Genomic DNA, 12,937 nt, shown 5'->3' on the forward strand with positions numbered 1-12,937 from the left:
CAAGTGAAGTAACTTTCAAATGGACGCAGGTGTTCGCTTGAAAGTCTGGGAGGCGAAATCTATGAATAACACATCAAATATTTATAAGAATAAGAAGCCGGCCATTTTTTTCCTGCTGCCTGCATTCCTGTTCCTGATTCTGTATCTGTATTACCCATTTATCCAGAACATCTTCAACAGTTTCATGAAAATCAAAGGACTGGCAACTCCGGCCAAAGGGTTTAATGACCCGGTTTACAAGAACTACACACGTCTGTTCACAGACCCGAATATGAGAATTGCTCTGAAAAACACACTGATCATGATAATCGTGACCATCGTAGGGCAGGTGGGAATCGCGATCGTCATCGCACTTTTGGTAGATAACATCAAAAGAGGGGCAAAGTTCTTCCGTATCGTTTACTTCTTCCCTATTGTTATCTCAGCAACCGCATTAGGACTTCTGTTCAACCTGATCTTCCTGTATGACAAAGGTATGATCAACCAGCTTTTGGAGTTTTTAGGTAAGACGAACCTGACAGACTGGAAGGACGAAGCACATGCCATAATGACCATGATGATACCAGTCACCTGGCAGTATGTGGGATTCTACTTCATCATACTGCTGACCGGACTTAACAATATATCGGATGAACTGTATGAATCAGCATCCATTGACGGAGCCACAAGGTTCCAGAGAGTACGTTTCATCTCCATCCCGCTTCTCCACAATGTCATCTGCACCTGCTGTGTGCTGGCTGTGACAGGAGCACTGAAGGTCTTCGACCTGCCATGGATGATGTTCCCCAACGGAATGCCCTACGGCAAGACGTGGCTCACCGGTACGTATATGTACTACTACGCATTTGTAGCAAGTGACGCGGATTACAGTTCAACCATCGCAATTGTGATCGTTGTTCTGGGTATAATCCTGTCAAAGGTTGTAAATGTCATTTTCAAAGAGAAAGATTATTAGAAGGGAGATATAGAAAATGAAAAAGCGTAAATTTTCACCAGGCATGTGCGTCGTATATCTCATCCTGATATTCTGGGCACTTACAACGATTTATCCGATTTTGTGGGTTATCTTAAACTCATTTAAAGACAGAAAGAAAATAATTGCAAACTCCTTTGCACTGCCCATCGGTGACCTGTTCAGTATGGAGAACTATAAGACGGCATTTGACAGACTGAACATCTTTACCGCATATAAAAACAGTATCATTGTTTCCTGCTGCGTGGCAGTTGTGGTTATCCTCCTGGCAGGAATGGCCTCCTACGCACTGGTGCGCTATAACCTGAAAACAAAGAAACTTTTAAACACTCTGGTTGTGGCAGCCATGATGTTCCCGGTATTCGCAACCATCATCCCTGTATTCCGTATGGAATTTGCATGGGGGATCGTAAATACGGATAAAGTTTCCCTATCCCTTTTGTCACTCATACTACCGCAGATAGCCGGCAACCTGGCCTTTGCCATGGTGGTGCTCACGGGGTATATCAAGAGTCTTCCCATAGAGCTGGAAGAGTCGGCATACCTGGAAGGCTGCAATCCCATGCAGATCTTCTTTAAGATCGTAGTGCCCCTTACAAAACCATCTTTTGCAACAGTTGGTATCTTCAGTTTCCTGTGGAGCTACAATGACCTGTTCTCCCAGACCTTCTTCCTTCGTTTCAAAGACCAATGGGCGATCACACGACTGCTCATGGAGATTTCCTCCAGAGAAGGTACGGACTACGGTCTGATGGCAGCAGTGGTAACCTTGATCATCGTGCCGCTTCTGGTTGTGTATGTATGTCTGCAGAAGTACATTATCAAAGGTATGACAGCGGGAGCTGTGAAGGGATGATAGTACCGTCTGCCTGAGGATCTCAAGCAGGGACAATACCGTAACAATAAAAATCGGAAGGAAAGTATTTGGTGGAAAACAGGCCAGATACTTTCCTTTTTTTCGTTAATGTTTTATAATAATAAAAAGTGGTAAATATTTTACACAATTTTAACGCAAATTTGAAAGAAGAAGAAAAAATTTGTGATAAACTGTAACTATGCAGCAGGCCTGCGCGTGCACTGCGCTGACCGTAAGAAGGCATTCCGCTGTCAGACTAGATCCAGCCGTCCGAAGCGGTTTGGTACGGAGTTTTGTCTGTACTTTGAAGGCACTGTATAGTTACGATGTAACATGCAGCCCGTAATTGTGAGGGTATTGAACTGTTACAATATGAAAAAACTAAAACAGGAGCCGGGGGTACATATGTATAAAGTAGTGATCGTAGATGACGAACCAATTATCGCGGAGGGACTTTCCAAAGTGGTGCCGTGGGAGAAATACGGCTGCAGGATTGCGGCTACAGCGGGCAATGGGCAGGAGGGCCTGGAGGTCATAAGGAAGGAGCAGCCCAATATGGTGATATCCGATATTTCCATGCCGGGCATGGACGGCCTGAAAATGATTGCGGCTCTCAGAGTAGAATTTCCTGAGATGCAGATTTCTATTCTGACAGGGTACCGGGATTTTGACTACGCGCAGCAGGCCATCCGTCTTGGAGTGACGCGTTTCCTTTTAAAACCGTCCAATATGGACGAGATAGAGGAAGCTGTACAGGTCATGGCGGAAAACCTGAAAAAAAGCAATATCACCGGCCAGGAGGATGAGTCTGAGAATACAGCCGGAAGCTTTATTGTGAAGAATGCCCTGGCCTATATACAGGAAAACTATAATAAAAAGATTTCTTTAAGTGAAGTGGCTGAGAACACCTTTGTCAGCCAGTGGCATCTGAGCAAGCTGTTGAACAAACATCTGGAAAAGAGCTTTTCGGAAATCCTCAACTCCATTCGGATCGAGAAGGCAAAGGAGCTTTTGAAAGATCCGTCCCTGCGCATCGGAGATGTGGCAGAGGAAGTGGGATTTCTGGATATGGCGCATTTTTCCAGAGTATTTAAGAAGATAGAAGGAATTTCAGCCAACGAGTACAGAAATAAGATATAGTCCGTTTACGGAAGAGGTGAGAAAATGGCAATTACAAGATTTGCGGCAATTGATGTTGGCTCTTATCATGTATCCATGGATATCTATGAGATTTCGCCGAAAGCAGGTATCCGTCAGATTGATGAGGTCAGAAGCCGTCTGGAGATCGGGCGGGACACATACGGCACCGGGAAGATCGGGTATGATTCCACTCAGGAGCTGTGTGCCGTACTCCGGGACTTCGCAGGCATCATGAAGGAATACCAGGTGGATGCTTACCGGGCCTGCGCCACCAGTACCCTGCAGGAGGCTAGGAATGTCTGGATCGTATTGGACCAGGTATACCAGAAAACAGGCATCAATGTGGAAATCCTCAGCAACTCAGAGCAGAGGTTTTACGGTTATAAATCCCTGGCGGCCAAGGAAGCGGCATTTACAAAGATCATCCAGAAGGGAACTGCTATCATTGAGATCGGCGGAGGAAATGTACAGATTTCCCTGTTTGACAAGGACGCGCTGGTGACGACCCAGAATTTCAAGATGGGAAGCCTGCGTATCCGGGAGCGCCTGATCCCTGTGGAGAAAGAGACTGTTTACTATGAACATCTGGTGGAAGAGCTGATACACAATGATATTCTGAGCTTTAAAAAACTGCATCTGAAAGAGAGGAAGATTGACAATATCATTCTTCTAGGAGATGTGTTTATGGAAACGATCCTGAAGAAAAAAAGCAGCATGGAGGAAAACAGGACTGTCAGCCGTGACGCGTTTATGCAGGTGTATGAGGGCATTGTCCATAAATCTCCGGAGCAGGCCGCTGTGGAGCTGGGGATTTCCCTGGAGTTTGCCACCATCTTAGTGCCGACTCTGATCATCTGCAGAGTATTTATTGATGAGATGGGAGCAGACACTTTATGGCTGCCGGGAACCCAGTTAAATGACGGTGTATCCTATGACTACGCCCAGAAGCAGAAGCTCATCAAAAGCACTCATAATTTTGAAAATGACATACTGGTATCCGCCAGAAATATAGCGAAGCGCTACATGAGCAACAAGAGCCATACCCAGGCGGTTGCTCAGGTGGCCAACATAATCTTTGACAGCATGAAGAAGGTGCACGGTATGGGAAGCCGGGAAAAGCTGCTCCTGCAGATCGCGGTCATCCTTCACGACTGCGGGAAATATATCAGCATGAGCAATGCGGCTGAGTGTTCCTATGCGATCATCATGTCCACAGAGATCATCGGCCTGTCCCATATGGAACGGGAAGTCATTGCAAGTGTGGTGCGCTTTAATTCCGAGCCTTTCAAATATTACGGGGAGGCGGATTCCAAGAGTGCCATTGACCGTGACACTTACATGCTGATCGGCAAGCTGACCGCTATATTAAGGGTAGCCAATGCCCTGGACCGCAGCCATGAGCAGAAAGTGGAGGAAGTTAAGGCGGCAGTTAAGGAGAAAGAATTAATATTGACCATTGATACGCAGGAGGATCTTACACTGGAGGAAGGACTTCTGACAGAAAAGGCAGATTTCTTTGAAGAAGTGTTCAGTATCCGCCCGAGACTGCGCCGGAAGAAGAGAAGATAGGGGGCATAAGGATGGATTTAAAAGATTACATGAAACCGGAATATTACTGGAACAGGGAATTGAGCTGGATAAAATTTAATGAGAGAGTTCTCTCTGAAGCCAGGGACAAACCCCTTCCCCTGTTTGAAAGACTGAAATTTTTAAGTATCACAGCCTCCAATCTGGATGAATTTTTCATGATCCGTGTGGCATCCTTAAAGGATATGGTACATGCAAAATACACAAAACCGGATATTGCCGGCATGACGCCAAAGGAACAGTTAAAAGAGCTGTCCACAGTAACAAAGGAGCTGGTGGAGACACAGTATAATACCTACAACCGTTCTCTTCTGCCTGCGCTGAAGAAGGTAGGTCTTCATGTGGTGGAAAAGCATGAGGATCTCACAAAGGAGCAGCAGGCGTACGTAGACCGCTATTTTGAAGAGAGCGTATATCCGGTCCTGACGCCTATGGCCATGGATTCAGCCAGGCCTTTTCCCCTTATCAGAAACAAGACACTGAATATCGGTGCCCTGATTTCAAAAAAGGACAAAAAGGGAAAGGAGGAGCTTGAGTTCGCCACAGTCCAGGTGCCCTCTGTGCTGCCCAGAATTGTTATGCTGCCTGAGGATAAAAAGGGAAATACTGTTGTGATCTTACTGGAGCAGGTGATCGAGAGGAATATCGGAAAGCTGTTCCTAAGCAATGAGGTGGCCTGCACCTGTCCGTACCGGATCATGAGAAACGCGGATCTGACCATTGATGAGGATGAAGCGGCAGATCTCCTGAAAGAAATCCAGAAACAGTTGAAAAAGCGCCAGTGGGGTGAAGTGATCCGTCTGGAAGTGGAAGACAAGATGGATGAGAGACTTTTAGAAGTCCTCACAATGGAGTTTGAAATCAAGGAGGAGGACATCTTCCAGATCAACGGACCGCTGGATCTGACCTTCCTTATGAAGATGTACGGAATGGCCGGTTTTGATGAATACAGGAACAAGCCTTATACACCGGCTCCGGTGCCGGCTATGATGACAGACGAGGATATTTTTACCCAGATCAGAAGAGGGGATATTCTGCTGCACCATCCGTTTATGACATTTCAGCCAGTTGTGGATTTTGTGCGCCAGGCTGCAAAAGACCCGGATGTGCTGGCTATCAAGCAGACTCTGTACCGGGTCAGCGGCAATTCACCGATCATTGCGGCACTGGCTCAGGCAGCGGAGAACGGCAAGCAGGTCACTGTTTTGGTGGAGCTGAAGGCCCGCTTTGACGAAGAAAATAATATTGTCTGGGCAAAAATGCTTGAGAAAGCGGGATGCCATGTTATTTACGGGCTTCTGGGATTAAAAACACACAGCAAGATCACTCTGGTGGTGCGCAGGGAGGAGAACGGTATCCGCAGATATGTACATCTGGGAACCGGCAATTATAACGATTCCACAGCCAAGCTGTATACAGACTGCGGTATTCTTACCTGTTCTGCCAGGATCGGGGAGGATGCCACAGCGGTGTTTAACATGCTCTCCGGTTACTCGGAGCCAAGAACCTGGAATAAGCTTGTCGTGGCGCCTATCTGGATGCGTGACCGTTTTATCCACCAGATCGAGATGGAGCGGGAATATGCTCTGAAAGGCCGAAAGGCAAGAATCGTGGCCAAAATGAATTCCCTCTGCGACAGGGATATTATTGCCGCCCTGTATGCGGCCAGTGCGGCAGGGGTGAAGATTGACCTGATCGTGCGCGGAATCTGCTGCCTGAAGACGGGAATCCCGGGTATCAGCGAGAATATCACTGTGCGCTCTATTGTGGGTAATTTCCTGGAGCATAGCAGGATCTTTTACTTCTACAGCGACGGACATGAGGAAATCTTCATGGGAAGTGCAGACTGGATGCCCAGAAATCTTGACAAGAGGGTGGAAATCGTATTTCCCGTGGAGGATGAGAAGCTGAAGGAGGAAGTCAAACACATTCTGGAAATGCAGCTTGCTGACAATGTAAAGGCGCATGTGCTGCAGCCTGACGGAAAGTATGAGAAGATAGACAAAAGAGGCAAGGTATTGATGAGTTCCCAGGATTATTTCTGCGAGGAGGCATGGGAGCGGGCAAAACTTCCGGAAAGTGCTGTAGACAACAGAGTGTTTATTCCTGCCGAGGCACCGGAGGATTAAAAGTAAACAGTTATAGAAAGAAGGACTGCTGTCCGAAGGGAGAAGCCTTTGGATAACGGTCCTTTCTGGGGTTGAAGGCTGCTGCGGGAAGTCTCGTATTAGACAGCGGTCTTTCAACAATCAACAAAAAAAGATTCCAGTATAAATACTGAAATCTTTTTAGCAGTTCGTAGGGGAATCGAACCCCTGTTTCCGCCGTGAGAGGGCGGCGTCTTAACCGCTTGACCAACGAACCATGTGTGTTTATTTGTATCTTGTAACTTTGCTTCTATAGCTTACTGTATGAGCAGTTCGTAGGGGAATCGAACCCCTGTTTCCGCCGTGAGAGGGCGGCGTCTTAACCGCTTGACCAACGAACCATACTGTGTTATCTGCGCTGCTGTGTTGTTTGTTTCACATGACGCTTGATTATAATACTACACATTTTTCCAAAATGCAAGCTTTTTTTGAAAAAAAATTAAAAAAGTTAAAAACTCGTTACTGTTCACATATATTATCCCGCGAGGCGTTTTGCGTAGCAAAATCCTGAGTTAGCCAGCGCCAAAATGCAGTTCATTGCATTTTGTGTGCATCGCGAAGCGTGTTACTGTACAAAAACTACACTTTTAGCATACTAAGAACAGTAATAAAACTCCTGAATGGATCTAAAATGAATAAAGAAATCCGGACTGCGGTGTGATATGGAGCACTCGGCTCCATATCAGTGCATGGCAAATCGTGCGGCCGGACATATCACTTCCTATAGGTTAAACTGATCAAAAAGCTGCTTCTGGTATTCCCGGTCTGTTACGGCTCTCTTTATTTTTTCATAAACCTCCGCCTGGTCAGACTGCTGCAGTAATACGCTGATTAACTGATTAACACGCTTTTCTCCCCGTTCAATCCCCAGTTCTTCTCTTTCCTCCATCATTTCCTCAATGGCAGTACACATATCCGCCTCTCCTTTTTCATTTTCTTTTAATTCTTTCAAAGCGGGAACACTTAGAAATCTTGATACCAGCCACCCTTTTTTAGCGTCCAAATGCATAAATTCTTCTTTTTTGACCGCTAGAAATTTTTTCATCCCTTCTTTATCTTTCAGAAGCGGAAGCAGTTCAAAGACCTCCCGGAGACCGGTCTTAAAATGAAAGCTGTTCACTGTTTGGCTGCATACAAGATTAATACGGTAATCCTGGATGCATTCCGTCCACGGTTCTAATTCCGGTGGGATATCCAGCATATCATGAAGATCCTCTTTTCTTTTTTTGGTGATCCGTTCCACCTGCCCTGTGTAATCAATTCCGTCGTAGAGCATACAGCGGACGGGCATGGCATAATGCACAGTTCTCTGCCCCTCTGCGGCTAGTATAACTGCCAGGCAGCCCTCCCCAAGCAGGGACAGCTTCTGTACGTCCCGGATTCTCCTTAGTATGATACGCCTGCCGCCTTCTTTTCCCGCCCGCAGAATCTTTTTCTCATTTTCCTGGGCCAGCATATTCGGCCGGATGATTTGATTGCCGCCGAACAGGGCACCATTAAATAAATCTGCAAAAATTTCGTTGTCAGACAGCACTTCATAGATCTCATCGTCCATTGCTGTCAGTGCGGTTTCATTCATAGACCTCCTTCCCGGATAAGAAGCAGGAGGCAAAGCGTCAGATTACAAAGTGTCTGTATTTTATATTATTAATATAGTGTATGACACAATAAATATCAACTATTATTTTGCAATTAACCGAATTTTTGCCGTTTGCTCTTATATCCGTCTGTATTCAATTTTAAACTTTCTGGAATTTTCGGCAGAGCTGCCGCAGAAGAAAAGAATTGCTTTCCAGATAAATTGATTATACCTTCCGGCCACACTGCTGTCAATCCTGTAAAAATCCACAAATAGGATAAATCTGAACCCCGCTGCTGCGTACGGGATAAATGATAATATGATGGTCCGGCAGTTGCGGGATGTTGTATATTGGAAAGAGTTTTGTTATACTGAAGCAGTGAGAGATGAGTTGATCGTTGATGGAAGAGGAGAAACAGGATATGAGCCATATCATAGATTTACATGTGCATTCCAATGCGTCGGATGGAACTTTTACGCCGAGTGAGATTGTGGAATATGCAGTTAAAAAGGGGTTGAGGGCAGTCGCGCTTACAGACCACGATACAACGGATGGAATTGAAGAGGCAGTGAGGGCCGCAAAAGGCACTTCTTTGGAGGTGATTCCGGGGATTGAGATTTCTACCACTTGGTGGGAGAGGGATGTCCATATCGTTGGCCTGGGGATCGACTGGAAAAATGCCCGTTTTCAAGAGCAGCTACTGGGTTTTCAGCAGTCCAGGGATTCGCGGAACTTACAGATGATGGAGCGTTTAAGACAGCACGGCATGGACATTACGTATGAAAAAATGTTGGAGGAATTTCCGGAAAGTGTATGGACCAGGGCGCATTTTGCCCGTTTTCTTTTGGAAAGAGGGTATGTCAGCTCTATAAAAGAAGCCTTTGACAGGTATCTGGGAGATCATGCTTCCTGTTATGTCCCAAGAGAAAAGGTCACACCGTTTCAGGGAATACAACTGATACATGAGGGCGGCGGAAAGGCTGTCTTTGCCCACCCGGTATTGTGCAGGCTTTCTGATGGAAATCTGGAAAAGATGACTGCAGAGATGAAAAAGGCAGGGCTTGACGGACTGGAGGCTTATTATTCAACCTACCGTCCGGCGGAAGAGGGAGCTATGATAAGGCTGGCCAGACGCCTTTCCCTGCGCCTTTCCGGCGGTAGTGATTTTCATGGGGCTAATAAGCCGAATATAGATTTGGGATGCGGATGGGGGAATTTAAAGATACCCTATTCTGTGTGGAAACGGCTGAGGGAAGATTGAGAGAAGTTTAGGAGAGAGTAAAACGAGAACCATATTCTACCATATTCTACAGACTGTTGAAAAGAAGGCGGCAGAAAAAGACAGAATAATGGATTGACAATATTTTTTAATTCCTTTAAACTATATACGGTAAAAGCAAAATGTGAGTCTGCCCAGGCAGACTCTTTGTTATGGTGACAGAAAGCCCGCGTTGCGTGCTTTCTGTTATTTATGATAGCAGAGAACCCGCGTTGCGTGTTTTCTATTATTTTTACACAAGAAGTTCCATAACGGGATAAAAACACACGAAGGAAAGGAAGTCTTATATGACACAAACAAACGTACAAGAAAATAAAATGGGGGTCGTACCTGTTCCGAAGCTGCTGTTTCAGATGTCACTGCCCATGATTTTGTCTATGCTGGTACAGGCATTATACAATGTGGTGGACAGTATTTTCGTGGCACAGATCAATGAGAACGCACTGACAGCCGTTTCCCTGGTCTTTCCGGTGCAGAGCCTTATGATTTCCATAGCAGTGGGAACCGGCGTAGGTGTAAATGCGGTATTATCCAGAAGTCTCGGTGAGAAAGATGCCAGGATGGCTGATGAATCGGCGAAAAACGGTATCTTTCTCGCCTTTGTAAGCTGCGTTGTCTTTGCTGTGCTTGGCGTACTGCTGGCAAAACCATTTTTCCATATGCAGACTGCCGATACACAGATAAGAGAGTACGGAATCCAGTACATGACCATCATTTCAGCCCTCTGTATTGCTGTGTATATGCAGGTAATGTTTGAGAGGCTGCTGCAGTCCACAGGACGTACTTTCTATACCATGATCTCCCAGGGGCTGGGTGCTGTGATCAATATTATTTTTGATCCTATCCTGATCTTCGGTCTTCTGGGTTTTCCGAAAATGGGGGTTGCGGGAGCTGCTGCGGCTACCGTTCTGGGGCAGTTCTGCGGAATGTTCCTGGCAATGTTTTTCAATATCAGGTTTAATAAGGATATCCATATCGGTATGAGGAATTTCAGACCCTCAGGCCGGATCATCAAAGTGATCTATTCTGTGGGTGTGCCGTCTATTATCATGCAGGCAATTGGCTCTGTCATGACATTTGGAATGAACAAGATCCTGATCCAGTTCACATCCACGGCCACAGCGGTCTTCGGTGTGTATTTCAAACTCAACAGCTTTATATTCATGCCTGTCTTCGGACTGAACAATGGTATGGTGCCTATTGTTGCCTATAACTACGGAGCAAGGGATAAGAAGAGGATCACCCAGACCATCCATATCAGCATTATCTCAGCAGTGATCATTATGCTTCTGGGGCTTGCACTGTTCATGATCTTTCCGGCACAGCTTCTGGGAATGTTTAATGCGTCCAAGGATATGCTGGCAATCGGTGTTCCGGCGCTTAGGATCATCTGCCTCAGCTTCCTGTTTGCAGGTTTCTGCATCATAGTGGGGTCTGTGTTCCAGGCTTTGGGAAACGGTGTGTACAGCCTGATCATCTCTGCGACAAGACAGCTTCTGATCATTCTTCCGGCTGCTGCCATTCTGGCAAAAGTGGGAGGACTGTCAGCCGTCTGGTGGTCCATTCCCATTGCGGAGATCGCATCTGTGATACTGAGTGCTTATTTCTATAGAAAAATATACAGAGAAAAAATTGCTCCTCTTGGAAGAAAATAAGGAACAGACCATTCTCTGCCATTAAAAAGGAACAGGAAACGGCTTATAGCGGACCGTTTCCTGTTCCTTTTTTTGCGTCAGGTCTCAAGCTTTTGTTCCAGAATGTAGAAGGACAGCCTTAGGACCAGCCGTTCTCTGCTGTCCTCAAAATCTATGCCCGCTATTTTCCGGATGCGCTCCAGGCGGTAGAAGAGGGTACTGCGGTGGATATACAGCTCCTTTGCAGTCTGCAGGATATTACGTTCCAGTTCCAGATAGACCTTTACTGTGGTGTACAGATCGGTCTTATTCTTGTCATCGTATTTCTTCAAAAGAAGAAGCTTTTCGGAACAGAGAAGCTGGGGCGGAATTTCTTCTCTGCCCTTTTTCAGAAGATATTCCAGCAGATAGTCATCAAAACGATAACACCAGATCATACTTTCACTTTTTCTTCCCAGATCAAGTGCTGCGCTGGCCTGGATATACCCCTGGGGGACCAGCATGAAGTCATGGATCTCAGAACTGGCGCCCATTTTTAAAAGACCCTCCCGCATGAGGACCGCCAGGCTGCTTATGACTTCAGAGGAGGTGCTGTGCGCATAGGATAAGTTCACCACCACGGCGATGCTCTGTCTGTAGAGAAAGGCATGGCCGGAGGGAATCTGGGCTTGGATATGCCCCAGTGTGGCGGCAGCGGACAGCATATTGATATCTCTCTGTTCGGTTTCCAGACGCAGGCAGAGATAGCGGTCATTCTGCTTCCAGTGCAGGAAATACAGATAGTTGAGTATGCGCTGTGTGTCACCGATGGTCCCGTCCAGATATTCATTGAAAAAACGGTCCATGTCATTGCCCATGCTCAGATGAAACAGACTTTTATGTTTGATGGCCAGTTCTATGGCCTGGCCCAGATATTGGAGAGCCAGATAATTTCCATCCTGTATTTCGCTTTGTATTTCATCCACACAGATACGGCCCTCATAGCGGCTGTTGTTCCACAGGTTCACGTAGAGTATCCGATAGCCCCGCTGTTCGGCGGAGAATAGATCTGGCGACGTTTTGCTGAGGGTTTCCAGGTATTCTGTATCCGCCTTGAAATCATGGATCAGACTTAAAGGGACCATGTTGCGTCCTGTCCGGGAATCACGCTCCCAGACTGTCATGCCCTGTACATATCTGGGACAGGAGAGTATGTAAAAATCAGTGTCGTGGATGAACATGGGATTGCCGAAGATCTCCAGGCTTGCCAGCAGCATTTCATCCAGGGGATGTTCGCTGTCCAGGGCATAATGCAGGTGTCTGTCCCACTGCCTGTATTTGGCAAAGGTTTCCTGTACCAGTTCAAAGGTGTCCAGAAAATCTGCGTTGTCCGTCAGTTCAATGACAGCACAGCTTTGATGAAAGCAGGCAATGTCTGTGCGTCCCACAGTGATAAAATCAATGTCCCGGTATTCCAGAAAAGACTGATCCACATCCTTTCCCTGGATCAGGTAGACGTACCGGAAGTTTGGATTTTTCCCCTTTTTATAGAGCCGTATGCCTTCCAGACAGGGGCGGTCATTTTGGGCATAGAAGGTGACATTCTGATAATGTTCTGTAAAAACGTCTGCCAGGATCTGCATATTCAGCCGGAACAGACGGTTTTTTCCATCAGGGGTTAAAGAAAATTCTGTCAAAGCCTGATTCTCCTTTTTGTTTCAGTATGACATCTAGTATAGCATGTCCGAAAGAAGGGTGCAAA

The 12,937-nt window shown here is 46.3% G+C and carries 9 protein-coding genes and 2 tRNA genes; 7 read left to right on the forward strand and 4 right to left on the reverse strand.

What is annotated here, in order from left to right; genetic code table 11:
* Positions 1 to 61: 61 nt before the first annotated feature.
* The 5 genes from BLCOC_RS10175 (at position 62) to BLCOC_RS10195 (ending at position 6,685) form a co-directional block, all read left to right on the forward strand.
* On the forward strand, positions 62 to 955 hold the full coding sequence (locus BLCOC_RS10175) for a carbohydrate ABC transporter permease (RefSeq protein WP_018595030.1): 894 nt from the start codon (positions 62 to 64) through the stop codon (positions 953 to 955).
* A 16-nt stretch (positions 956 to 971) separates the two neighbouring features.
* On the forward strand, positions 972 to 1,829 hold the full coding sequence (locus tag BLCOC_RS10180; protein ID WP_018595029.1) for a carbohydrate ABC transporter permease: 858 nt from the start codon (positions 972 to 974) through the stop codon (positions 1,827 to 1,829).
* A gap of 405 nt (positions 1,830 to 2,234) precedes the next feature.
* Complete coding sequence (locus BLCOC_RS10185; protein ID WP_165907240.1) at positions 2,235 to 2,969, forward strand: response regulator transcription factor; 735 nt, start codon at positions 2,235 to 2,237, stop codon at positions 2,967 to 2,969.
* A gap of 24 nt (positions 2,970 to 2,993) precedes the next feature.
* Complete coding sequence (locus BLCOC_RS10190) at positions 2,994 to 4,538, forward strand: Ppx/GppA phosphatase family protein (protein WP_018595027.1); 1,545 nt, start codon at positions 2,994 to 2,996, stop codon at positions 4,536 to 4,538.
* A gap of 11 nt (positions 4,539 to 4,549) precedes the next feature.
* Positions 4,550 to 6,685, forward strand: a complete 2,136-nt coding sequence (locus tag BLCOC_RS10195; protein ID WP_115625232.1) for an RNA degradosome polyphosphate kinase — start codon at positions 4,550 to 4,552, stop codon at positions 6,683 to 6,685.
* 163 nt (positions 6,686 to 6,848) lie between these two features.
* On the opposite strand, the gene BLCOC_RS10200 is transcribed toward BLCOC_RS10195, so the two are convergent.
* From BLCOC_RS10200 to BLCOC_RS10210, 3 genes are all read right to left on the reverse strand, one after another.
* Positions 6,849 to 6,920 (reverse strand) — tRNA-Glu (locus tag BLCOC_RS10200).
* A gap of 52 nt (positions 6,921 to 6,972) precedes the next feature.
* Positions 6,973 to 7,044, reverse strand: a tRNA-Glu gene (locus BLCOC_RS10205).
* Positions 7,045 to 7,424: 380 nt separating this feature from the next.
* Positions 7,425 to 8,282, reverse strand: coding sequence for a hypothetical protein (locus tag BLCOC_RS10210; protein WP_115625233.1), 858 nt, complete (start codon positions 8,280 to 8,282; stop codon positions 7,425 to 7,427).
* A gap of 422 nt (positions 8,283 to 8,704) precedes the next feature.
* Between BLCOC_RS10210 and BLCOC_RS10215 the strand changes: the two genes are divergently transcribed.
* Complete coding sequence (locus BLCOC_RS10215; protein WP_115625584.1) at positions 8,705 to 9,544, forward strand: PHP domain-containing protein; 840 nt, start codon at positions 8,705 to 8,707, stop codon at positions 9,542 to 9,544.
* Positions 9,545 to 9,849: 305 nt separating this feature from the next.
* Positions 9,850 to 11,217, forward strand: coding sequence for an MATE family efflux transporter (locus BLCOC_RS10220; protein ID WP_115625234.1), 1,368 nt, complete (start codon positions 9,850 to 9,852; stop codon positions 11,215 to 11,217).
* A 77-nt stretch (positions 11,218 to 11,294) separates the two neighbouring features.
* Here the strand turns inward: BLCOC_RS10220 and BLCOC_RS10225 are convergent, their stop codons facing one another.
* Positions 11,295 to 12,872, reverse strand: coding sequence for a PucR family transcriptional regulator (locus BLCOC_RS10225; RefSeq protein WP_115625235.1), 1,578 nt, complete (start codon positions 12,870 to 12,872; stop codon positions 11,295 to 11,297).
* Between the last annotated feature and the right edge of the window lie 65 nt (positions 12,873 to 12,937).

The sequence above is a fragment of the Blautia coccoides genome (assembly GCF_034355335.1).
GTDB lineage: Bacteria > Bacillota > Clostridia > Lachnospirales > Lachnospiraceae > Blautia > Blautia producta.